The sequence below is a fragment of the Pseudomonas sp. GW822-FHT05A08 genome (assembly GCF_058800485.1).
This window is the reverse complement of sequence record NZ_CM179511.1, coordinates 4781746-4802833: the sequence shown is the minus strand read 5'-3', so window position 1 is coordinate 4802833 and position 21088 is coordinate 4781746. Positions and strand designations below refer to the sequence as shown.

Sequence of the window (21088 nt, the reverse complement as noted above, 5' to 3'; positions counted from 1 at the left end):
GCGTCACCAGCGGAACATCGGTAGCGGCCGCAGCGGCGTACGCAGCAACTGCCGGGCCGAAGCGCGTGCCAGCATCCAGTGAAACCCCTGGTCGGGGTAGCGTGCCTGCACCTCGCGGATAAACGGGCGGGGCAGGCCGAAGTTGAGCAAGCCCAGGGAGACGTCGATCGTGTCGGCCTGCCGGAACGCTTCGACGCTCGCGGCGCGGGCCTGGTGATAGGGGCGCAGTGTGTGATGCTGCTCGATCAGCGCGCTGACCTGCTCCGCCAGCCGTGACTCGCCGCGCTCGGCCAGAAAGGCCCGGGCCAGCTGGATCGACGGCGTCAGGTAGTCGAGGGTGCCGTGGGTCCAGATACCCAGGTCATGAAAGGCCGCGGCGATCTGCACCGCGCAGGACAGCGGCCGGTCCTGCGGATTGAGCGCGGTGTAGAAGCTCAGCACGCGATACACATGATTGCGATAGCCGGGCAGGTCCTTGCCGATCACCGTGGCGAAAGAGGCAAGGATCTGTTCGGTGAGCGGGCATTCGAGAACGACGTCCATGTGGTCTGCCCCGGGTCTGGAGGGGCGACAGTATAAGGCTCGGCGCAGGGCTTGAGGATGCGGGCGTCGCGGCGTATTCGGCAGGTCGCGGATCGATTCAACGCCAGGAACAAAGGGCGGACCCGATGCTGGCCCGCCCTTTTTTCATTGCGCCGTTCGCTGGCGGTATTCGGTGGTGGTCATGCCGGCGTAGCCCCAGTTGTCGGTGTCGACTTCCTCGATGACGATGTGGGTCAGTTCCGGGGCCTTGTTCAGCACCCGTTGCAGGGTTTCGGTGATCTCGCGGATGACCTGGGCTTTCTGTTCGCGGGTCACGCCGTCACGGGTGATGCGGACGTTGACGAAAGGCATGGCATTACTCCTGAGGAAAAGATTGGGGGGTGCAAGGGACGGGAGGCACGCGGGCCTCCCGCCGGGTTTACCATTTGCCGCTGCTCATGCCGCCGTCCACCGGCAGCACCACGCCGGTGGTGAAGCCGGCGCCGGACAGGTAGAGCACCGCGTCGGCGATTTCCTCGATGCGTCCGACCCGTCCGGCCGGTTGCAGGCCGTCGAGGAAGGCGCGGTGCGCCGGGTCGTGCATCGGCGTGTCGATGATCCCCGGGGCCACCGCGTTGACCTGGATATTGAACGGCGACAGCTCCAGGGCCAGGGCGCGGGTCATCTGGTTCACGCCGCCCTTGATCAGCACCGGCAACGCCGCCGGGACCGCCAGGTTCGGTTGCAGCGCGACGCTGGCGCTGATGTTGATGATGCGGCCCCGGCGCCGTTCGATCATGTGCCGCGCGGCGGCCTGGGAGGCGTAGACCACACCCTTGAGGTTGGTCTCCAGCAGGCTTTCCAGCTCCTCGGGGCTGTAGTCGATAAACGCCTTGGGCAGGAAGAAGCCGGCGTTGTTGACCAGCACATCGACCTGGCCGAAGCGGTCGATGGCGCGTTCGACCAGTTGTGTGGCGGTGGCCGGGTCGGCAATGTCGCCTTCGACCCCGAGAAAACGCTCGCTGTGGCCCAGGGTTTCGGCCGCCGCGGCCAGCCGCTGTGCCGAGCGGGCATTGCCGACCACGTTGTAGCCGCGGGCCAGGTAGGCCTGGGCCAGGCCGAGGCCGATGCCGCTGGAGGCGCCGGTGATGATGACGGTGCTGTTGTGGTTCAGGGTGTGGCTCATGGGGATAGTCCTGTTTTGCGGTGAGAGGGGTTCCAGCGCTGTTGGGCAGAACTATATTTGTGTGCGGAATGCTGATAAACAGCGCTTCAGGTACTTCACTTGATACATGGTGTAATCAATGACTCGGCAATTCGACGACGTGCTGCTGGGCAGCATCGAGCTGTTCTGCATGGCGGCGGAGATCGGCAGCTTTACCGGCGCGGCGCTGGCGGCCGGGGTCACGCCGGCGGCGGTCAGCCGCTCGGTGTCGCGCCTGGAAGAACGGCTCGGCGTCCGCCTGTTCGTGCGCACCACCCGCAGCATCCGCCTGACCGACGGCGGGCGTGACTATCACCAGCAATGCCGCAGCGCGCTGAACCAGATGCTCGAAGCCGAGCGCCAGTTGACCGGGCAGCAGCTGGCGCCTTCCGGCACCTTGCGCATCAGCCTGCCGACCACCTACGGCCATCTGCGGATCCTGCCGCTGCTGCCGGAGTTTCGCCGGCGCTACCCGCAGATGCGGGTGGAGGTCAACCTGAGCAACCGCAATATCGATTTCGTCGAAGGGGGCTACGACATGGCGATCCGGGTGCGCGCGCAGCCGGATTCCGGGCTGGTCGCGCGGTTGCTGGAGGACGCCGAACTGGTGGTGTTCGCCGCCCCGGATTACTTGGCGCGGGCCGGTACCCCGCAGCGGCTCGACGACCTGGCGCAGCACGAGTGCATCCAGTTCGAGCTGCCCAGCAGCGGCCGGCGCATCGCCTGGCTGTTCAACGGCGCCGATGGCCCCTGCGAAGTGCTCGCCGAGGGGGCCTACGTGTGTTCGGAAGACCTACAGGGGGGCGTGATCTTGGCCAGGCACGGCGCCGGCCTGTTCCAGACCTACCGTTTCATGGTCGAGCGCGAGCTGGCCGAGGGTTCCCTGGTGGAGGTGCTGCAGCCTTACGGCGGCCGTTCGCGGCCCTTCAGCCTGCTGTATCCCCACAACCGGCACGTGCCGTTGCGTCTGCGCGCCTTTATCGATTTCCTGCTGGAGAAACAGCCGGGCTGGAAGACCTGAAGCAGGGATGGGCAGCCCGGGATGGATTGGTTAGTATGGCGGCCGGGCTTCCTGGGCGCCCACCTCGCGAAAGCGCAAGCACCTTCAATTCCCGCAAGCAGCACGCTTGCATACCCCCTCCGGGCCAATAGCGAGCAGGCCGATTCTCTTGGAGTTGGTATGCCTATCCAGAAATCCGTTCCCCGTTCACCCGCCAGTCAGGCCGCCAGCCTGGTACTGCGCGAAGCCAAACGCCTGCATCGCACTGCAACCAGTGGTTCGCTGGCCGGCGCCTTGCCGATCCTGCGGCGCTTGCTGGCGAGCAACAGTTTGCCTGGCCTGTCGTTGCCCGAGCTGTATCGGCAGCGCGACAAGGTGCAGCGCAAACACCTGTTGCGCACCCTGGCCAGCGAGGCCGGTTTTGCCAGTTGGGAGACCTACCGCCAGGTTCTCGACGAGCTGGCGCCCGAGCAGTTGCAGCATTTTGAACTGGTCTACCGCCAGGCGGGCCATCTCAACTGCTGGTTCTCGTCGCCGGACGAGGCCCGGGAGTATGTGGCCCATCATGGCGGGCGGCTGTTGTGCGTAGGGCAACAGGCGGTGGTGCTGGTGGATCTGCCGGCGGCGTAAGACAGGCACGGCACCCGGGATTTCCCCGAGTGCCGTTTTTTCATTGGCATGCGGCACCTGCGTGTCCCCGTAGGAGCGAGGCTTGCCCGCGATGGCGCCCTCCCTGAGCCACCGCGGCGCCCCGATCGCCGGCAAGTCGGATCGCCGCCCGCTGGCTCCTGCAGGATCGCATCGCTCGCACGATCCTCCTTCATTTACGTGCCTCGAGAATCAGGTTGAACGGCGTCTCCGCGGCCCGGCGGAACTGGCTGAAGCCGGCTTCGCTGAAGACCTGGCGCAGGCGCGCTTCGCCGGCCTGGGCACCGAGCCCCAGGCCGACTTCCTGGGACAGCGAGTTGGGCGTGCAGATAAAGGTCGAGGCGGCATAGAACAGCCGGCCGACCGGGGTGATGTTCTGGTCCAGTTTATCGTTGGCGAACGGCTCGACCAGCAGCACGCTGCCGTCGTCTTTCAGCGCCTGGAAGGCATGTTGCGCGGCGCCCACCGGGTCGCCCATGTCGTGCAGGCAGTCGAAGAAGCAGATCAGGTCGTAGTCGTTGCCGGGGTAGGTCTTGGCGCTGGCCTGGGAGAACTGCACGCGGGCGGTCACCCCGGCTTCCTCGGCGCGTTGTGTCGCAGTGGCGATGGAGGGCTGGTGGTAGTCGAAGCCGAAAAACTGCGAGGCGGGATAGGCCTGGGCCATGATCACTGTCGAGGCGCCATGCCCGCAGCCGACATCCGCCACCTTGGCCCCGGCCTGCAGTTTTTCCACCACGCCGTCCAGGGCCGGCAGCCACTCGGCCACCAGGTGCGCCCGATAGCCGGGGCGGAAGAAGCGCTCGGTGCCGCTGAACATGCACGGATGGTGGTCGCCCCAGGCCAGGGCGCCGTCGCCGCGCATCGCCGCCAGTAGTTTGTCCTTGTCGTGAAACAGCGCGGAGACCACCACGGCGCCACCGGCCACGTACACCGGCGAGTCCTCGATAGCCAGCGCCAGGGCCTGTTCTTCCGGCAGGCGGAACTGGCCGCCCTGGTGTTCCATGTAGCCGGACGCGGCATGGGCGCTCAGCCATTCGCGCAGCAGCCGTGCGTTGCAGCCGGTCTTGGCGGCCAGCGCTTCGGGGCTGACGAAACGACTGTCGGCCATGGCCCGGTACAGGCCCAGTTCTTCGCCGACAATCATATTGGCGAGCATCGCCGCGCCGCCCATGTCTGACACCAGCTTGCCCATGAAATCGTTGAGCTTGGCTTCGTCCATGGCCTGGTCCTCCGCTGTGAGGGTCACTGCCGCCGACGGCCCGGCAGTGGCCGGATGGAGATACGCGGCGTGCGCGGGGAGGCCATGTCCCGGCGCTGCCGAATGAGCGGGCCTGGCAGGGCCGGCCCGTATTCTGAAGAGCTGACGCAGGCCTCCCGCGGGGGACGGGGTGCGTGCCTACCGTTCAGGCAGGTGAGGCTGGCCATCGGGCCTGGGCGTCGAACCCGTGGCGGCAGGCGAGGCTGCGCGCGGGTTCCGGGACGCCCGGAGCAAGCGATTGCCGGTCGGTAGATGAGTCAGTTTAGTTGCCCGGCGGGGGCGGCGCGGGGTTGGCCGATGAGGGGGCGGGGCGCCGCTGACGGCGCCCCGGGGCAAGGTCGGTCAGGCCGTCAAGGCGTGCCGAACATCGCGGTCCAGTAGATGCCGGCATCGCTTTTCGGATCGACCGCATAGGACGCGCCCAGCTCGCGATACTGCGGGTTCATCAGGTTGGCGCAATGGCCCGGGCTGGCCAGCCAGCCATCGACCACCTTGCGCACGCTGTCCTGGCCGGCGGCGATGTTCTCGCCGATCTGCTGGCCGGCATAACCCGCCAGTTCGGCGCGGTCGCCGGGGGTGCGACCGTCGCGGTCCTTGTGATCGAAGAAGTTGTGATTGGCCATGTCCCGGGTATGGTCCTGGGCCGCGCTGGCCAGGGTGGCGTTCCAGGCCAGCGGGGTGGCGGCGGCGAAGATCTGGTTGCCGCACTGGCGCGGCTGCGCGCGGGCGCTATTGAGGGTTTCCAGGAGCTTCTGGCCCTCGGCCTGCCAGTCGCCGAGGCGTGCGGTCAACAGTGGCCGGGCGAGGACGATGCGCCATTCCTGGCCGGTGCGGCTGACACCGATATCGACGAACTGCGGGTCCAGCACCACCTGGCAGAAACTTTCCTGCACCGCCTTCATGGCCGCCTGGGCATTGCGCGGTCCGGACAGGCTGATGGCCTGCACATTGACCATCGGGTAGGCACTGCTGGCCAGGGCCTGTTGCAGATTGCCGATGCTATTGGCTGGCAGCACCAGGCGCGGGTCGGCGGCCAGCGGCGGCAGTTCCTGGGACACCTGGCCGGCGCAGCGCTGGACCTGGCTGCGGTAGCTATTGATCGATGTCACCAGTTGCGTCTCGTCGCTCGCCACGGCAGCGGTGGCGAAGGCCATGCTCAGCGACAACAGGGTCAGCGGCAGAACGGAGGATAGGCAGCGCATGGAGGTCTCCCTTGAGCGAATTGCGCCCATGATGCGCGATTTTGCCCCGTTCGGCGCAAGGTCTTTTTGCCGAAAACCGGCGCCGTTATCCGTCCTTGCCGTTGCTGGCGCGGTGCAGGTTACGGGCGGACGGCGGCGAACTACACTCAAGTCCAGTCGCTGCCAGCCGGCAGGCTGGCGGCGGCTTTTCCGTGCCCGGATCGGGTTTTTGGCGAAGGTACGAGCATGCGCCCGACAGCGATTGCCGGCGGTTTTCTGATCCTCCTGTGCGGGGGGCTGGCAATGGCCGCGGGTGAAACAGCGGACCCCGAAGTGGCGCAGGACAAGGCCCAGGTCCTGGAACAGAAAGCCGCGGACCAGCAGCCGGCGCCACGCGGCGAAACCATTACCCCTCCCGAGGCCCAGGCGGTGGACCCGGCGGGCGCCGCGCCGCTGGACGACGCCATTACTTGCCTGGCGCGGTCCATCTACTGGGAAGCCAAGGGCGGGGCCGCCGCCGACATGGAAGCCGTGGCCAGCGTGGTGCTCAACCGGCTCGGCCATGAGGGGTTTCCCGATACGGTGTGCGCGGTGGTCAAGCAGGGGTCGGAGCAGCGCGCCTGTCAGTTTTCCTGGTGGTGCGACGGGCGTGCGGATCAGGTGAAGGAAGATGAGCCCTACATCGCGGCCAAGGAAATCGCGCGCAAGGCGCTCAACCAGCAACTCGCGGACCGCACCCACGGCGCCCTGTATTTCCATGACCGGCGCGTGCGGCCCGATTGGGCCAGGCAATACCGCAAGACCGCCGAGACCGGCAAGTTCCTGTTCTACAAGCCACGAGGCGACAGCGCCCGTTAGCCCCGCGTGGCCCTGTAGGAGCGAGGCTTGCCCGCGATGGCGTCATTCCTGACACACCGCGGCGCCTGGATCGCCGGCAAGTCGGATCGCCGCCCGCAGGCTCCTACAGAGGCAGATCGCGGTACGGCCTTGGCGCGACAACGGGTTATCATGCCGGCCCGCCGCCGACGCCTGCTGTCCCAGGCGTGCCTCAACCTTTGGAGCCCACCGCGCAATGCCGATCATCAGCCACTTCCAGACCCCGTGCCCGGAAGCCGTCAACAGCCAGATCCTGCAAATGGTGGTCGACTACCTGACCGACATCAGCGCGGTAGCGATCCCGCCCAGCAACCTGCTGTACAACATCTACCAGTACGCCATCGGCTTTGAGGTGCATCTGTATCTGCAGGCCCTGGACGGCTCCCGGGGCATCGCCGTGGAACTGCTGGTGGCCACTGACGAGGACGACCCGCAGCAGGTGCTGGGTTTTGTGCTGTACCTGCCGGTCAAGGACGATCCCGAGGCGTGCGGCGTGGCCTATATGGCGGTGCGTGCCAGCCATCGCCGGCAGGGGATCGCGCGGGCGCTGCTGGCACGGATGCGCGAGCGCTACCCCCATGCCGAACTGACCTGCGCGGTGGGCAAGGTGGCCTGGTTCGAAGCGCTGGGTTTCCAGGTGCTGGGCGTGCGTGGCCCGCAGGTGCTGATGAATACCCGCGATCACGCTACCGACGGTTTGATGGGCCTGCTGGACACGGCGCCGATCTATCGCTCGCTGGAGGTACGGCAGATCCACAGCTACCTGCTGCAAAAGCATGGCAAGCGGGCAATGCTCGATGCCGAAAAACAGCGTGACCGCCACCTCGACCAGATGACCCGCAACGCCCAGGCCCTGGTCCGCGAGCGCCTGGGGCAGGGCTGAAGCCGCCCGGTTTCACCTGCCAGGTTTCAGCCGCAAGACCCCTGGTACCGGGCGGTCAGGCTGCTTGTACTGGTCGGCGGCCATGATCGACGGCGTCAGGGAAATCCCCGTGAGCAGGCAGATGGCCGTGAGCGGCACCTTCTGCTTCTGGAAGGTGTTGGCCAGGTCCTGGACGGCTTCCTTGACGTTAAGGCCGAACTCCTTGATGACCTCGCTCTGATCGAACAGGAATCCGTAGGCCAGCAGTTCCGGGGTGCGCGATTCGTCCTTGGGCACTATGACGATTTTCCAGAAGCGGGTCGGGTAGCGCACCGGGCCCTTGCCGAAGTCCTGTTCCACGCAGGAGGTCTGGTCCAGTACCGGGCCGGCGAAGATGATCGCCTGGCCGCCGCCCGTTTCGATCTGCTCGGCCAGCTCGTTTTCGAAGTAACCCCAGACCCCTTTGCGATTGCGGTATTCGGCACCGTCGGGCGATTCCTGGTTGAACAGCTCGTGCTGCGGCGTGCAGTTGGTCCAGTGGTAGGTGTCGGCGTTGGCGTACTCGGTATCGAGCCCCGGCTGCCCCCAGCAGCTGTCTTCGCGGCGCACGATATGGCCACGATCGAAGTTGCCGGCCGGCCCGTAGATATCGCCGTTGGTGAGCTGGTAGCGGCTCGGCACCCGGCGGTCGAGGCGCCAGCTTTCGCCACCGTACTTCTTGCGCGCGCGGGTATCGCCACGGACCTCGGGCCGGTAGTCGACATTGCAGGCGGTCCACATCGGCATGCGGTAATCCTTGTTCATCACCAGCGAATAGTGGTGGTAGGGCAGGGCCAGCGGCGCCTCGTCATCCAGGCCGGCAAGCGGCACTGGCGGTACGTTGCGGGCCGAGGCGAAGTGTTCGCGGTAGTCGCCGACCCGGTAGAGCTGGGCCAGCCGCATGCCCTCGATAGCGGGCGGCGGGACGGGCACCCCAAGAAAATCCGGGTCGTAGCCTTTGCGGGCGGCGTAGTCGAGGTCGAAGGTCAGGGTCTTTTCCAGCGCCGCGGCTGCCGGAGCCGGCGCGGCAGGCACCGGCTCGGCAGGCGCCAGGTTGAGGATGGGCATGACGCTGGCCGGGCTGTCCGCGGCGTGGCTGACGATGTTGATGGTGGCGGGGCCGGAGATATGAAAGATGTTCTGCGACATATCGGGCGCTCCTGGGCGGTGTGGCGCCGCGGGCAGGGTTTCGTTGGTGCTGAGCACGGCTAGCGGGTCGGGGGTCAGCTCCATGAGCTGGGCCAGCAGCTCGGCCGGCCTGCCACTCAGTTGCAGGGCCTTGAGCGCGCCAATGATGCTGCTGACCCGGGTGCCCTCGTTGGCCACCCAGTCCACCGTGCTTTCCTCGTCCCCTTCGGGGTTCCAGATGCTGTGGTCGGTCTTGAGGATGTTGCCGGCTTCGTCGGTCCTGGGGATGCCGCAGTGGTGCAAGGCGATCAGCTCCCAGTTGTCGCTGAACACCGGGGAGCCGGAAGCGCCTTCGGCGGTGTCGGTTTCGTAATGCAGGAAGCCCTGGTCGAGGATGTCCAGCAGCCGGTTGTGGGTGGTGGCGTACTGGCGCGGGCCGCCATCGGGGTGCTGGATGATGTTCATCGGCCGGCCACGCAGGGTCTTGCCGGTGGCTTCGATCAGGCGGATGCAGCCGTAGTCCGACAGCGCCTCGCCGCGTGAGCCCTGCGTGGAGATGGCCACCAGGCAGAAGTCCAGCGCCTCGTCGGCGAAGTAGAACTGGTCCGGCTGCAGGTTGAAGTAGGTGCCTTCGTTGATGCCGCGCTCCTGCCTTTCGTAGAGAAAGTTGGCGGCGCAATCCACGGCATCCACATACCGGGGGAATACATGCTGGTTGGTCAGCAACAGGCTGGGCGAGACCAGGAAACCGGTAGCGAAACCCTCGACCACCGTGCCCGGGCGTGGCGCATTGACCAACCGCGCCACCGGCCTTGCCGCCTGGCGGGCGGCCTCGCTGGGGGCGTAGAAGGTCGGGTCCCAGGTGCCGATCCGGCGTTCCAGCCCGGCCCGGGTCAACAGGGCACGGGCGTTCTCGCGGGCGATCCACTTGGCCAATTGCTGCGGTGAGTCGCCGGCGCCCGGGCCCAGTTCGCGGATGCGCGACTGCGATTCGCTGCGTGCTCCGGCCTGCTGGTTCCAGCGTTGCAGGGCTTTGGCCATGTTGCTTCGGCGGGCAGTGGCAACGGCATCTGGCGTCTTGCTCATGGGCAGCTCCTGGCGAGTACGGGATTCCTTTCAGGCTAGCCATTTGAGCGTAGACAACCAGCGCGCTGGCAGACGGCTGGCGGCATGCCGGCTCGTCGGATCCACCGGCCTTTACGCGCCTTTGCCGGCACGCTCCTGCAAGCGTTCCAGCAACACCTTGGCCACGCCCTGGGCCGAGCCTGGGTTCTGCCCGGTCACCAGCTCGCGGTCGATCACCACGTTCTCGCTCCATGGCGAGCGGTTGCTGCGGTACAGGCCGCCGGCCTGTTCCAGGGCGGTTTGCGGGTAGAAGCGCATGGCGCCGCCGCCCAGCAGGCCCTTGGCCAATTCCTCTTCCTGGTTGCTGATCACCGTGAACCGGTAGCCGGCGTAGATCCAGCCCGGGGCGCTGGCCTTGCCGCCGCTGGCCAGTTGCCGGGTGAAGTCCTGCGCCTGGGGCAGGGTTGACAGCAGGGCGATCGGGCCGTGGCAGACCAGGGCGGTGGTTTTGTTGTTCTGATGGAAATTGCTCAGCAGCCGGCCCAGCTCGGGGCTGTGCAGCAGGTCCTGCATCGGCGCGTGGCCGCCGGGCACGTACAGCGCATCGAAATGCTCGTAGCCGATCTGCTCGACCCGGGCCAGGCTGATCACCGGCGATTCGCCGGGGGAGGTGATTTTCAACTGGTCGAGCAGCGCCTGGTGCGCCTGCAGCGCGGCGACATCGTTGTTGAAATACATCTTGTCGGTGGACGAGCGGTCCAGGGTCGGGGCCTTGCCCTGCGGGGTGGCGAAGGTCACCGAGTGGCCGGCGTCGAGCAGCTGTTTGACCGGCTGCATCAGTTCGTTGAGGTAGAAGCCGGTGGCAAACACCTTGCCGTCCTTGAGGTCGAGGTGGTCGGCGTCCGAGAGCACCACCAGGACGTTTGCGGCCTGGGCATTGAAGGTGGCGGCGGTGATGCTCATGGCAAGAGCGAGGGTACTGAGTGGGCGCATGTGGGTTTCCAGGGTGTGAGGTCAGGGAGCCGGCGGTGGCCGACGGGTGATTCACTGTATTCATGCCTTTGTGGGCGATAAACTCGCGCCACTGGAAATCACTTGTTCCCTGGAGATAAAGGTGAGCCGTCGATTCGATTATCTGGCTGACGTCGAGGTGTTCGTCAGCGTGGTGGAAAAGGGCTCGTTGAGCGCTGGCGCGGTGGCCTTGGGCACCACGCCTTCAGTGGTCAGCCGGGCGATTTCCCGGCTGGAGGCGCGCCTGGGCGTGCAGTTGCTACGGCGTACCACCAGACGCCTGAGCCTGACCGAAGCCGGCCTGTTGTACCTGGAACAGTCGCGGGCGGCGTTCGAGCTGATCGACGGCGCGGAGCGCAGCATCCAGGGCCAGGACGGCGAGCTGAACGGGCGGGTGCGCCTGAGCGTGCCGACCACCTATGGCCATTACCGGCTGCCGGCGCTGCTCGGCGGCTTTGCCCGGCACTACCCGCAGGTGCGCATCGAGCTGAGCATCAGCAACCGCAATGTCGACCTGGTGGCCGAGGGTTACGACCTGGCGATCCGCCTCGGGCCACTGCCCGACAGCGGCCTGGTCGGGCGCAAGCTGGAGGACGCGCCGCTGTGCCTGGTGGCGTCCCCCGACTACCTGCGCCGCGCCGGCACGCCACGGCGCCTGGAGGACCTGGCGGCCCATGCCTGCCTGCCGTTCATCATGCCCAGCAGCGGGCGGGTCGCTGCCTGGCTGCTGCGCGAGCAGGGGCGGGACCTGGAGTGGACGCCCCAGGCGAATATCCAGGTGGCCGACGATGTGCTGGGCATCGTGTCCCTGGCCGAACACGGCATGGGCATTTGCCAGACCTACGAGTTCATCGTCCGCGAGCGGATCGCCAGCGGCCGCCTGGTGGAACTGCTGCCGCAGGCGGGCGGACGTTCGCGGCCTTTCTCGGTGATCTACCCGCCGCACCGCCAGCTGTCGGCGGCGGCGCGGGCCCTGATCGATCACCTGACCCAGGCCGTGGCGCAGTGACAGGCCGACTGGCCATCAGTCCCGCCGTTGCTCGGGAGAAGGATTAAAAAAGCGCCAACTCCCGTGGGGTAGGGGATTTACTGAGAATCAGGCGCTGATTACAATGATAATCATTGCTATTCATGTCCTTCCCTCCCTTGAGTGCACACCTTGAAGTCATCCTGTCCGCGTGCCCGCCGTAAAACCCTGATCAAACGCCTGTTACCGACACTGTCCTGCTGTCTGGTCGCCAGCCCGCTGTGGGCCCAGGAGGCGGTCGAACTGCCGACCACCGATATCCAGGCCGATCGCCTCGGCCAGGACACCGGCTACACCACCTCGCAAGCCAGCACGGCGAGCAAAAGCAATGTGCCGATCAAGGAGGAGGCGCAGTCGATCAACGTGGTGACCCAGCAGACCCTGGCCGACTATCAGGTGCGCTCGCTGAGCGACGCGATGAAGTTCGTCAGCGGCGTCAGCCAGGGCAACACCCTGGGCGGCTCCCGGGACTCGCTGGTCAAGCGCGGTTTCGGCACCAACGACGACGGCTCGATCCTGCGCGATGGCGTGCGTTCCAACCTGGGGCAGAACTTCAGCGCCACCACCGAGCGGGTCGAAGTGCTCAAGGGCCCGGCGTCGATGCTCTACGGCGCCCTGGAACCCGGCGGCCTGGTGAACATCATCAGCAAGCAGCCGCAGTATTCCCAGAGCACCACCCTCAGCGGCTCGGCCTACAGCGAGGGTGGCGGCAGCATGGCCCTGGACACCACCGGGCCGCTGGGCGATACCGGCCTGGCCTACCGCCTGATCGCCGAGCGCGGCCATGAGGACTACTGGCGCAACTACGGAGTCAACGAGCACACCCTGGTGGCGCCGTCGCTGACTTGGACTGGCGAGCGCGCCAGCCTGACCCTGAACTACGAATACAACGACTACTCCAGCCCCTTCGACCGCGGCACCGTGTTCACCAACGGGCACCCGGCGGACATCGACTACGACAAGCGCCTGGACGAACGCTGGGCGAAAAGCGTGGGCATTCGCGAAGTGGCCAGCGCGCGCTTCGAGTACCAGTTGAGCGACGCCTGGAAAACCCGCGTCACCTACGGCTGGAACAACGACCGCTACAGCCTGTCGATCGCCCAGCCCAACAGCCTGACCGGCAACACCCTGCGCCGGGCCGCCAACGGCGCCCACTACGACGACGAAACCCGCTACGCCAGCTGGGACTTCATCGGCCAGCAGGAGCTGTTCGGCCAGCGCCACGACCTGCTGGTGGGCGTCGACAGCGAGCACTCCGACCAGTACCGCGGCAAGACCTACCGCAACACCGCCCAGGGCGGTTTCAACATCACCGCGCCGGTCTACGGCAATCTGGCCGAGCCGAGCCTGGTCAGCACCGCCCAGAGCAACCTGCGCAACCAGCTGACTTCGAGCTCGCTGTACTTCAAGGACAACTGGCATTTAAGTGAACAGTGGATCCTGGTCTTCGGTGGCCGCCAGCAGCATTACGACCAGTACAGCGACCAGGGCCTGGGCAAGAGCTACAAGGTCAACCGCGACAGCAACGGCGACACCTTCGTGCCGTTCCTCGGCCTGGTGTTCAAGGCCACCGACAGCCTGTCGCTGTACGGCAACTACAGCCGTTCGTTCAAACCCAACACCGATGTCGACGACACCGGTAAGACCTTCGATCCGGAAGAGGGCCGCAGCTACGAGGTGGGGGCCAAGTACGATCCGCTGCCGGGCCTGAACATCAACCTGGCGCTGTACGACATCGAGAAGAAGAACGTGGTGACCACTACCACGGTCAATGGCGTGAGCCTTTCGGAAGCCGCCGGCAAGGTCGGCTCCCAGGGCGTGGAACTGGACGTCACCGGGCGCATCGCCGAGCGTTGGGACCTGATCGGCACCTACGCCTACAACCACACGGAAATCCTCGACGACCCGAGCAACGAAGGCCATCGCCTGGCCAACGCGCCCAAGCACACCGCCAGCCTGTACCTCAGTCATCACCTGAACGTACCTGCGGAATTCGGTGCCTGGCATGCGGGCGGCGGCGCCCGTTATGTCGGCGAGCGCGCGGCCAACAACGCCAACGATTTCTGGCTCAGCAGCTACACCGTGGCCGATGCCTTCGTGCGCTGGGAGTCGCCGCTGTTCGGCTACCAGACCAGTTTGCAGTTCAACGTCGACAACCTGTTCGACAAGCAGTACTACCCGTCGTCCACCGGCAGCCAGCTGCAGGTCAACGTCGGCGAGCCACGCACCGCACGCCTGAGCGCCAGCGTGACCTTCTGACCACCACCGGACCGCTGCGCGTCGCCCTGCGGGGTGGCGCGTCGGCGGGATCCGTCTCACCGCTGTCGCTCTTCCCCCGTCCATTGCGCCCTTCATGGCATTCCCGCCAATCTCCCGACTTTGCCCACTCGCGGCCCGACTCCCCGCGGCCCGGCGTCAAGAAAGCCCTGGCCCGGTCGATAGTTGAAAGGCGAATTGGGCTATTTGCCACTATCGTTGCTGACTGAACCGCTCGCCGAAGGCGGTCATTCCGTTTTGCCCTCTGCCGTTTTTCTTCCCGCCCCGTACATGGAGTAAGAGTGCATGGCTTTCCCCCCACGTTTTCTCGAGTATTACCGCAAAGCCGACCGCATCATGATGGGCCTGATCTGGCTGATGTTCGCCTATGCGCTGGGCCTGGCGTTCTGGCACGACACCTTCACCCAGGCGCTGCTGGTGGGCGGTGGCACCACCCTGGTCCTGAGCCTGCTGTACCGCGCCATCAGCGGCACGCGCCTGATGCGCTGCTGCATCGCCATCGGCTTCATGCTCATGGCGGCGCTGCACATCAACCAGGCCAAGGGATTGATCGAAGCGCACTTCGGTATTTTTGTGCTGCTGGCGGTGCTGACCTTCTATCGCGACTGGCTGCCGATCCTGCTGGCAGCGGTGACCATCGCCCTGCATCACGTGCTGTTCCATGTGCTGCAGCACCAAGGGTTTCCTGTCTACGTCATGGCCCATCACGGCGGTTTCGGCATGGTGGCGGTGCACGCCTTCTATGTGGTGGTGGAGACGGTGATCCTGCTGTACCTGGCCCTGCACAGCCATGCCGACGCGGTGGAGAGCCAGGACATGCTGGACAAGATGCTCGCCGCCACCTCCCAGCTGACCGTCGAGGTTCATCAGGGCGAAAGCGCCAAGGCGCATGTGTCGCTGGCCCAGCGTTTCGACCACTTCATGCAGCAGATCACCGCCCTGGTGGATGGCGTGGTGCGCGACACCCACGGCTTGCGCGAACTGGGCCAGGACCTGGCGAAAACCAGCCAGACCCTGGAGCAGGGCGCCCAGCACCAGTTGACGGAAATCACCCAGATGACCGGCTCCATGCAGCGCATGGGCGATGCCATGGGCGACATCGCCGTGCATGTCGAGCAGGCGGTCGAGCGCGCCGGCCAGGCCAGCGCGCAAATCAGCCGCGGCCAGCAAAGCGTCGATCGCGCCCAGGCGGAAATCACCCAGTTGGCGTCACGCATCAACGGCACCAACGAAACCGTGCAACGCCTGGCGGGGCAGGCGCAGCAGATCGGCAACGTGCTGGAGGTGATCGGCAGCATCGCCGCCCAGACCAACCTGCTGGCCCTCAACGCCGCCATCGAGGCCGCCCGCGCAGGCGAAGCCGGCCGCGGTTTCGCCGTGGTCGCCGATGAGGTGCGCAACCTGGCCCAGCGCACCGCGCTGTCCACCCAGGAAATCAAGACCATCATCGAAGCCCTGCAACAGGGCAGCCGCCAGGCCGCCGAAGCCATGCACGACAGCCACGAAGGCGCCCAGCGCTGCGTCGAAGACAGCCGCCAGGCCTCCGCGATGTTCCAGGCCGTCGGCACCGACATCTCCCATATCGACCAACTCAACGGCCGCATCGTCAGCACCACCCGCGAACAATCCAGCGCCAGCCTCGACATCGTCGGCCGCCTGCACTCGGTCCAGGCCATCGCCCAGAACACCGCCGACGACATGGGCAACCTGGCCCTGAGCAGCCAGCGCCTGCCACCGATCGCGATCCGGTTGGAGGCGTTGGGGCAGACGTTTCACAAGTAACGGGGAGTGGCGCCTGCTCGCCGATAGGCAGCGGGCGCCATCACTGCTGCTGGTTCGCAGGCCCTGACCGGAATCCGGACTACAGGTCATTCAGACCGGTCAACGTCAATCTCAGAGTTCTCCAAGTTTCCAAGGGCGAGCCGTTTCGCCAACTTGAGATATCGACAACCTGAGTGTCGTTACACCGAAACATCACATCGACATTCACGGAGATGGATGACGTTTATCAATGAAGAACAACATCACTGACTTTACCGAAGACGAATTTGTCAGCTATCTGAAAGAACTGCTCACCGCTAACAAGACCGCAACCGACGATGTACTTGACGACCTTCTAGAGAAGTTCTGCGAGATTACCGGTCATCCAGACGGCACCGATTTGATTTACTACCCGGAGGACGGTTCAAGGGGAACCGCTGAAGACATCACGCGCGTTGTGAAAGCATGGCGTGCCGCGCATGGTTTGCCGGGCTTCAAGGGTTAAGGTGCTTATGAAAAACAACTTCTCTGATTACACAGAGTCCGAGTTCATCAAGCTTTTGGAGGAGCTTCGTAGAGCAGACGAGGAAGATGAAACAGACGCTCGTGCGGACGTGCTTTTGTTGCACTTCAAGAAAGTCAGCCAGCACCCGGCAGGCTCCGACCTCATCTACTACCCCGAAGAGGGTGCAGATAACTCGCCCGAAGGTGTCACGCAAATTGTAAAAGCATGGCGTGCCGCGCATGGTTTGCCGGGCTTCAAGGCGGGATGACTTAGCTGGTTGAGCACCAAGTAGAAACGAAAAAAAGCCCCGCTCATGCGGGGCTTTTTCATGGCCGGGAACGGCTCAGCCGGGTGGCAGGCTGGCGCGGATGTGGCCGACGCGTTGTTTCACGCCTTGCCACGGCGCCTGGCCTGCCAGGTCCTGGCGCAGGAAGCCCAGCAGGTCGGCGATCTGCTGGTCGTCGAGGCTGTGGCGGAACGCGGGCATGTAGCCCAGTTCCGGGTTGGCCGGCTGGGCGATGCCTTCGAGGATCACGCGGATCGCGTTGTCGGGGCTGTCGGCGTAGAGGTTGCTGTTGAGGGCCAGGGAAGGGCGCACGCCGGTCAGGGTCGGGCCTTTTTCCTGGGCGTGGCAGGCCATGCAGGCCCCCGAGAACAGGCGGGCGCCGGGGGAGCCTAGGGGTTCGGTGCGTTGCTCGGCCTGGTGGTTCAGGGTGGCGGCGCTGGCTTGCGTGGCGCTGGCCGGCTGCAGGCTGGACAGGTAATGGGCGATGGCCTGCAGGTCGGCGTCCGGCAGTTGCGCCAGGCCTTCGTGGATCACCGGCGCCATCGGGCCGGCGGCGACGCCGTGGCGCGGGCTGTAGCCGTGGCGCAGGAAGTCCAGCAGGTCCTGCTCGGTCCAGGCCAGCGGCGCATTGCCGCCGGCCAGGGCATGGGCGCTCCAGTCTTCGGCGATGCCGCCGCTGAGGTGGAGGGCACCGCCGCGTTCGCCGAACAGCGGGTCGCGGGGCGAGTGGCAGGCGCTGCAATGTCCCAGGCCCTCGCTCAGGTAGGCGCCACGGTTCCACTGGGCGCTGCGCCCGGGATCGTCGGCCATGGCGCCGGGCCTGAGGTAGAGCCAGTTCCAGGCGAGGATGCCCGGGCGGATATTGAAGGGGAAATGCAGGTCGGTCTGCGGTGGCTGGTGGCGGACCGGCGGCTGGCTCATCAGGTAGGCGTAGAGCGCCTTGAGGTCTTCGTCGCGGGTCTTGGTGAAGGCGGTGTAGGGGAACGCCGGGTACAGGTAACGCCCGTTGCGGTCGATGCCGTGGCGCATGGCGCGCTCGAAGGCCGGATAGGACCAGCTGCCGATCCCCGTCTCGGGATCGGGGGTGATGTTGGTGCTGTACAGGGTGCCGAACGGGATGCGCATGGCCAGGCCACCCGCGTTGCGTGCCCCGCCCGGCGCGGTATGGCAGACCGCGCAATCGCCCACGGCTGCCAGTTGCTCGCCCCGGGCGACTTGCTCATGGCTGAAGTACTGGGTGTCGTGATTGTCCAGCGGCGCGATAGCCGGCTGCCAGCTGAGAAAGGCGCCTGCGGTGGCGACCAGGCTCAAGGCGGTCAGGCTCCAGCCGGCGATGCTCTTGAGTTTGCTCATGGGCGGGCCTCCTGGCCAGGGCGGTCAGTCTCGGGAGCTCGCTGCAAGGCTTGCAACACCCGCTCCGGGGTAAAGGGCACTTGCCGCAGGCGCACGCCGACTGCGTCGAAGATCGCGTTGGCGATGGCCGCCGCGCTGGGTACCGAGGCCGACTCGCCGGCGCCCATGGACGGTTCTTCCGGGCGGTCCAGCAGCTGCACATCCACCTCGGGCAATTCGTCGAAGCGCAGGATCGGATAGCCGCCCCATTCCAGGGAGGTGCTGCCGGAGCGGTCGAAGCTGACGTATTCCTTGAGCACCCGGCTGCACGACTGGACGATATTGCCGTGCACCTGGTGACGCACGCCGGCCGGGTTGACCATGCGCCCGCAGTCGTGGCTGACGAAGATCTTGTCCAGGCGAATCTGCCCGGTGCGCCGGTTGACGCTCAGGTCGCAGACCCACGCGGCCCAGGCGGCGCCGAAGCCGGGGAACTTGCTGTGGAAATACCGGGCATAGGCAAAACCCCGGCCCTTGGCCCATTCCTGCGAGGCCGGCGCCGGGTAGCGGTGGGCGCTGCCGTCCTGCCAGCCGGCCTGTTTTTTCAGCGCCTCGATCAGCGCCAGGGCCCGCGGGTCGTCCAGGTAGCGCAGGCGGAAGGCGATCGGGTCCTGCTGGGCGATGTAGGCCAGCTCGTCGATCCAGGATTCGTGGGCGAAGACATTGGGCAGCGCGGAGACCCCGCGCATCCACGAGGCGCGAACGATCGGCGTGGCGTCCTGGCAGACGATGCGCATCTGCGGGAAGCGGTATTGCGGGATCGCCGTGCGGTCGCCCATCTGCTGGATGTCGGGGCGGTTGGCGACGGTGCCGGTGAGCAACAGCGCCAGGGTCCGGGCGTTGTTCGAGGGGTAGCAGGTCTTCAATTCGTAGGCGGCCACTTCGCGTTTGCCGTCGAGGCCACCGCGGACCTGCATCAGCTGCGCGGTGCCCTTGGGTTCCCAGCCGGCCTCCTGCTCGCGCATCAGTTGCACCCGTACCGGCCGCCCGACCGCCTGGGAGAGCAGGGCGGCGTCGGCGGCCACGTCGTCGGCGCAGTTGCGTCCGTAACAGCCCGAGGCCTCCATGCGGTTGATCTGCACCTGTTGCGGCGCGCGCCCCAGCAGCAGGGCGATGTCCTTGCGCAGGTCATGGGGGTTCTGGCTGCCGGTCCAGACCTCGGCGCGCTCGGCGTCGATCATCGCCACCGCGCAGGACGGGCCGATGGAGGCATGCAGGTGGTAGGGCCAGACATAGTCGACATCGAGCGGGCTGTTGAGCGTGCCCAGGCTGCTGTCGATACCGGGATCGTCACGCAGCACGCGGTCCTGCTTGGGGTGGGCCTGGAGCGTTTCACGCAGGATGTCCGGCCGCAGGTCGGGCAGCGCGTCCCAGGGTTTCCACTGGACCTTGAGCTGGCGCATGGCGTCGATGGCCTGCTCCTCGCGCTCGGTGACGATGCCGACAAAGTCACCGATCACCACCAGTCTGACGATGCCCGGCAAGTGCGCGATGGACGCTGCGTCCACCGCGATCAGTGCGTGGCCCAAGGGCGCGCTGGCGTCGGCGCCGGGGTAGGGCGGGCGTACCACGCGGCCGTGGAGCATGCCGTCCAGGCGCAGGTCGTGGACATAGGTCAGTTGGCCGGTGACCTTGGCCGGGATGTCCACGCGCGGGGTGGACTGGCCGACATAGCGACCGGCGCCGACCGCCTTGAGTTTGACGCGCGGGTCCAGGGGCAGGTGCAGGTCCTGCCCGCGGGCCAGTTCGGCGTAGCTCAGGCGCCGTTTGGGGCGCGCACTGGCGTAGATCTGCCCGCGCTCGACCCGCAACCCGGCAATCGGCTGGTCGAGGATTTCCGCTGCGCCTTCCAGCAGCCACTGGCGCAACTGGGCGGCGGCCTGGCGCAGGGGCAGGGCGCTGACCTGCAGGGTCGCGCTGGCGATGGTCGGGCCCTGGTCCGGGGTGCTGGCGGTGTCGCCGAGAATCATCCGCACCTGTTCGAAATCGACATCCAGTTCGTCGGCGACGATCTGTGCCAGCGCGGTGCGTACCCCGGTGCCGAGATCGACATGACCGCAGAACGCGGTGACGTGGCCGTCGGCGTCCAGGGCGATGAAGCTGTCGATGTGGTCCGGCGTCGGGTCCGCTGGCAATGCGCCCGAGTTAAGAATCTCGGCCGTGGCCAGCAGGGGTTTGGGCAGCAGGGTGCTGATCATGATCAGGCCGCCGGCCTGGAGCAGGCGGCGACGGGTCAACGGCAGGTCGTTCATGGCCGCCCCCGCTCTGCCAGCAGCTGGCGGGCTCGTGCCGCCGCTTGCAGAATCTCGAAGTGCGCGCCGCAGCGGCAGAGGTTGTAGGCCAGTTCGTTCTTGATCCGCTGCTCGTCGGCCTCGGGTTCGCGCTCGAACAGCGCCACCAGGGTCATGATCATGCCGTTGCTGCAATAGCCGCATTGCGCGGCCTGCTCATCGATGAACGCCTGTTGCACCGGGTGCAGGCGCTCTTCCTGCACCAGGCCTTCCAGGGTGGTGACGTGTTTGCCTTGCACGCTGGACAGCGGCAGGGTGCAGGAGCGGGCGGCGATGCCGTCCACCAGCACCGTGCAGGCGCCGCATTGGCCCAGGCCGCAGCCGTACTTGGGGCCATTGAGGCCGAAGTCGTTGCGCAGGGCATACAGCAAGGGAGTGTTCGGCGGCAGCTGATCCAGTAAAAGGCGGCGGCCGTTGAGGGTAAAAGTCATGGCAGCTGGGGTCCTGTGGGTGAGTGGCGTGGCGCGTTGAGAACGCGGCAGCGGTCAGGGCAGGTGTGAGCCGGCAACGTGTCCCGGTCAGAGACTGGACAACCAGGTTGCGCTCAGGTGCTGGGCAGATTTGCGGGGGCGAAGCATGCGGGGTTTGAGCTGGTCGATAAATAAGACGATTCTGGTTTTTTGTAGGCCAAAGCCAGGGGGGGATTCGGTTTTATCTGATCCGAGGCCTGAGAAAATGATGGCTAGTAGCCATAATTGTCGCTTGTGACAGCCTTGGTCACGGCGTAGGATGCGCGCCCTGATCAGCCTGGCTGA

The 21088-nt window shown here is 66.2% G+C and carries 19 protein-coding genes; 9 read left to right on the top strand and 10 right to left on the bottom strand.

The window, feature by feature from the left end; genetic code table 11:
• Positions 1 to 3: 3 nt before the first annotated feature.
• From AC3RCP_RS21495 to AC3RCP_RS21485, 3 genes are all read right to left on the bottom strand, one after another.
• Positions 4 to 543 carry a phosphohydrolase gene (locus AC3RCP_RS21495; protein ID WP_101338560.1) on the bottom strand — a complete coding sequence of 180 codons (540 nt, stop codon included), beginning with the start codon at positions 541 to 543 and terminating at the stop codon, positions 4 to 6.
• Between the two features lie 144 nt (positions 544 to 687).
• Positions 688 to 894 (bottom strand): tautomerase family protein, encoded by a 207-nt coding sequence (locus AC3RCP_RS21490; protein ID WP_007922853.1) that lies wholly within the window; start codon positions 892 to 894, stop codon positions 688 to 690.
• 67 nt (positions 895 to 961) lie between these two features.
• A complete protein-coding gene (locus tag AC3RCP_RS21485) occupies positions 962 to 1708 on the bottom strand; it encodes an SDR family NAD(P)-dependent oxidoreductase (protein ID WP_492570907.1) in 747 nt (248 codons plus the stop codon).
• A 118-nt stretch (positions 1709 to 1826) separates the two neighbouring features.
• On the opposite strand from AC3RCP_RS21485, the gene AC3RCP_RS21480 reads away from it, so the two are divergent.
• On the top strand, positions 1827 to 2747 hold the full coding sequence (locus AC3RCP_RS21480; RefSeq protein WP_101338558.1) for a LysR family transcriptional regulator: 921 nt from the start codon (positions 1827 to 1829) through the stop codon (positions 2745 to 2747).
• Between the two features lie 159 nt (positions 2748 to 2906).
• Positions 2907 to 3356, top strand: coding sequence for a hypothetical protein (locus tag AC3RCP_RS21475; RefSeq protein ID WP_007922843.1), 450 nt, complete (start codon positions 2907 to 2909; stop codon positions 3354 to 3356).
• A gap of 190 nt (positions 3357 to 3546) precedes the next feature.
• On the opposite strand, the gene AC3RCP_RS21470 is transcribed toward AC3RCP_RS21475, so the two are convergent.
• Together AC3RCP_RS21470 and AC3RCP_RS21465 are read right to left on the bottom strand one after the other, a co-directional pair.
• A complete protein-coding gene (locus tag AC3RCP_RS21470; protein WP_492570908.1) occupies positions 3547 to 4593 on the bottom strand; it encodes a class I SAM-dependent methyltransferase in 1047 nt (348 codons plus the stop codon).
• Between the two features lie 389 nt (positions 4594 to 4982).
• On the bottom strand, positions 4983 to 5834 hold the full coding sequence (locus AC3RCP_RS21465; RefSeq protein WP_007922840.1) for a CAP domain-containing protein: 852 nt from the start codon (positions 5832 to 5834) through the stop codon (positions 4983 to 4985).
• 225 nt (positions 5835 to 6059) lie between these two features.
• Here AC3RCP_RS21465 and AC3RCP_RS21460 point away from each other — a divergent pair, with 225 nt between their 5' ends.
• Complete coding sequence (locus AC3RCP_RS21460; protein WP_007922838.1) at positions 6060 to 6671, top strand: cell wall hydrolase; 612 nt, start codon at positions 6060 to 6062, stop codon at positions 6669 to 6671.
• A gap of 214 nt (positions 6672 to 6885) precedes the next feature.
• Complete coding sequence (locus tag AC3RCP_RS21455) at positions 6886 to 7572, top strand: GNAT family N-acetyltransferase (protein ID WP_007922837.1); 687 nt, start codon at positions 6886 to 6888, stop codon at positions 7570 to 7572.
• Between the two features lie 12 nt (positions 7573 to 7584).
• On the opposite strand, the gene AC3RCP_RS21450 is transcribed toward AC3RCP_RS21455, so the two are convergent.
• Complete coding sequence (locus tag AC3RCP_RS21450) at positions 7585 to 9804, bottom strand: DNA/RNA non-specific endonuclease (RefSeq protein ID WP_492570909.1); 2220 nt, start codon at positions 9802 to 9804, stop codon at positions 7585 to 7587.
• A 111-nt stretch (positions 9805 to 9915) separates the two neighbouring features.
• Positions 9916 to 10776 carry a type 1 glutamine amidotransferase domain-containing protein gene (locus AC3RCP_RS21445; RefSeq protein ID WP_007922829.1) on the bottom strand — a complete coding sequence of 287 codons (861 nt, stop codon included), beginning with the start codon at positions 10774 to 10776 and terminating at the stop codon, positions 9916 to 9918.
• Positions 10777 to 10897: 121 nt separating this feature from the next.
• Here AC3RCP_RS21445 and AC3RCP_RS21440 point away from each other — a divergent pair, with 121 nt between their 5' ends.
• The 5 genes from AC3RCP_RS21440 to AC3RCP_RS21420 all read left to right on the top strand — a co-directional run bounded on the left by AC3RCP_RS21440 (position 10898) and on the right by AC3RCP_RS21420 (position 16632).
• Positions 10898 to 11803, top strand: coding sequence for a LysR family transcriptional regulator (locus AC3RCP_RS21440; RefSeq protein WP_101338553.1), 906 nt, complete (start codon positions 10898 to 10900; stop codon positions 11801 to 11803).
• 150 nt (positions 11804 to 11953) lie between these two features.
• Positions 11954 to 14080, top strand: a complete 2127-nt coding sequence (locus tag AC3RCP_RS21435) for a TonB-dependent siderophore receptor (protein WP_492570910.1) — start codon at positions 11954 to 11956, stop codon at positions 14078 to 14080.
• Positions 14081 to 14383: 303 nt separating this feature from the next.
• Complete coding sequence (locus tag AC3RCP_RS21430; RefSeq protein WP_492570911.1) at positions 14384 to 15880, top strand: methyl-accepting chemotaxis protein; 1497 nt, start codon at positions 14384 to 14386, stop codon at positions 15878 to 15880.
• A gap of 229 nt (positions 15881 to 16109) precedes the next feature.
• On the top strand, positions 16110 to 16364 hold the full coding sequence (locus AC3RCP_RS21425; protein ID WP_101338550.1) for a bacteriocin immunity protein: 255 nt from the start codon (positions 16110 to 16112) through the stop codon (positions 16362 to 16364).
• Between the two features lie 7 nt (positions 16365 to 16371).
• Positions 16372 to 16632 (top strand): bacteriocin immunity protein, encoded by a 261-nt coding sequence (locus AC3RCP_RS21420; protein ID WP_101338549.1) that lies wholly within the window; start codon positions 16372 to 16374, stop codon positions 16630 to 16632.
• A 75-nt stretch (positions 16633 to 16707) separates the two neighbouring features.
• On the opposite strand, the gene AC3RCP_RS21415 is transcribed toward AC3RCP_RS21420, so the two are convergent.
• From AC3RCP_RS21415 to AC3RCP_RS21405, 3 genes are read right to left on the bottom strand one after another with little or no spacing between them, the layout of a single operon-like run.
• Positions 16708 to 18003 (bottom strand): cytochrome c, encoded by a 1296-nt coding sequence (locus tag AC3RCP_RS21415; RefSeq protein WP_492570912.1) that lies wholly within the window; start codon positions 18001 to 18003, stop codon positions 16708 to 16710.
• The gene (locus AC3RCP_RS21410; RefSeq protein WP_101338547.1) at positions 18000 to 20294 is read right to left on the bottom strand and encodes a xanthine dehydrogenase family protein molybdopterin-binding subunit; all 2295 of its coding nucleotides are present in this window, start codon (positions 20292 to 20294) and stop codon (positions 18000 to 18002) included. The genes AC3RCP_RS21415 and AC3RCP_RS21410 overlap by 4 nt, the downstream gene beginning before the upstream one ends.
• Positions 20291 to 20764 (bottom strand): (2Fe-2S)-binding protein, encoded by a 474-nt coding sequence (locus tag AC3RCP_RS21405; protein WP_007922813.1) that lies wholly within the window; start codon positions 20762 to 20764, stop codon positions 20291 to 20293. The genes AC3RCP_RS21410 and AC3RCP_RS21405 overlap by 4 nt, the downstream gene beginning before the upstream one ends.
• Between the last annotated feature and the right edge of the window lie 324 nt (positions 20765 to 21088).

What these genes read in the sequence shown, in the direction of transcription:
- AC3RCP_RS21415 (WP_492570912.1), bottom strand. Translation starts at nt 18,003, where the DNA reads ATGAGCAAACTCAAGAGCATCGCCGGCTGGAGCCTGACCGCCTTGAGC.
- AC3RCP_RS21425 (WP_101338550.1), top strand. Translation starts at nt 16,110, where the DNA reads ATGAAGAACAACATCACTGACTTTACCGAAGACGAATTTGTCAGCTAT.
- AC3RCP_RS21490 (WP_007922853.1), bottom strand. Translation starts at nt 894, where the DNA reads ATGCCTTTCGTCAACGTCCGCATCACCCGTGACGGCGTGACCCGCGAA.
- AC3RCP_RS21430 (WP_492570911.1), top strand. Translation starts at nt 14,384, where the DNA reads ATGGCTTTCCCCCCACGTTTTCTCGAGTATTACCGCAAAGCCGACCGC.
- AC3RCP_RS21420 (WP_101338549.1), top strand. Translation starts at nt 16,372, where the DNA reads ATGAAAAACAACTTCTCTGATTACACAGAGTCCGAGTTCATCAAGCTT.
- AC3RCP_RS21445 (WP_007922829.1), bottom strand. Translation starts at nt 10,776, where the DNA reads ATGCGCCCACTCAGTACCCTCGCTCTTGCCATGAGCATCACCGCCGCC.
- AC3RCP_RS21460 (WP_007922838.1), top strand. Translation starts at nt 6,060, where the DNA reads ATGCGCCCGACAGCGATTGCCGGCGGTTTTCTGATCCTCCTGTGCGGG.
- AC3RCP_RS21495 (WP_101338560.1), bottom strand. Translation starts at nt 543, where the DNA reads ATGGACGTCGTTCTCGAATGCCCGCTCACCGAACAGATCCTTGCCTCT.
- AC3RCP_RS21475 (WP_007922843.1), top strand. Translation starts at nt 2,907, where the DNA reads ATGCCTATCCAGAAATCCGTTCCCCGTTCACCCGCCAGTCAGGCCGCC.
- AC3RCP_RS21485 (WP_492570907.1), bottom strand. Translation starts at nt 1,708, where the DNA reads ATGAGCCACACCCTGAACCACAACAGCACCGTCATCATCACCGGCGCC.
- AC3RCP_RS21455 (WP_007922837.1), top strand. Translation starts at nt 6,886, where the DNA reads ATGCCGATCATCAGCCACTTCCAGACCCCGTGCCCGGAAGCCGTCAAC.
- AC3RCP_RS21480 (WP_101338558.1), top strand. Translation starts at nt 1,827, where the DNA reads ATGACTCGGCAATTCGACGACGTGCTGCTGGGCAGCATCGAGCTGTTC.
- AC3RCP_RS21450 (WP_492570909.1), bottom strand. Translation starts at nt 9,804, where the DNA reads ATGAGCAAGACGCCAGATGCCGTTGCCACTGCCCGCCGAAGCAACATG.
- AC3RCP_RS21465 (WP_007922840.1), bottom strand. Translation starts at nt 5,834, where the DNA reads ATGCGCTGCCTATCCTCCGTTCTGCCGCTGACCCTGTTGTCGCTGAGC.
- AC3RCP_RS21470 (WP_492570908.1), bottom strand. Translation starts at nt 4,593, where the DNA reads ATGGACGAAGCCAAGCTCAACGATTTCATGGGCAAGCTGGTGTCAGAC.
- AC3RCP_RS21405 (WP_007922813.1), bottom strand. Translation starts at nt 20,764, where the DNA reads ATGACTTTTACCCTCAACGGCCGCCGCCTTTTACTGGATCAGCTGCCG.
- AC3RCP_RS21410 (WP_101338547.1), bottom strand. Translation starts at nt 20,294, where the DNA reads ATGAACGACCTGCCGTTGACCCGTCGCCGCCTGCTCCAGGCCGGCGGC.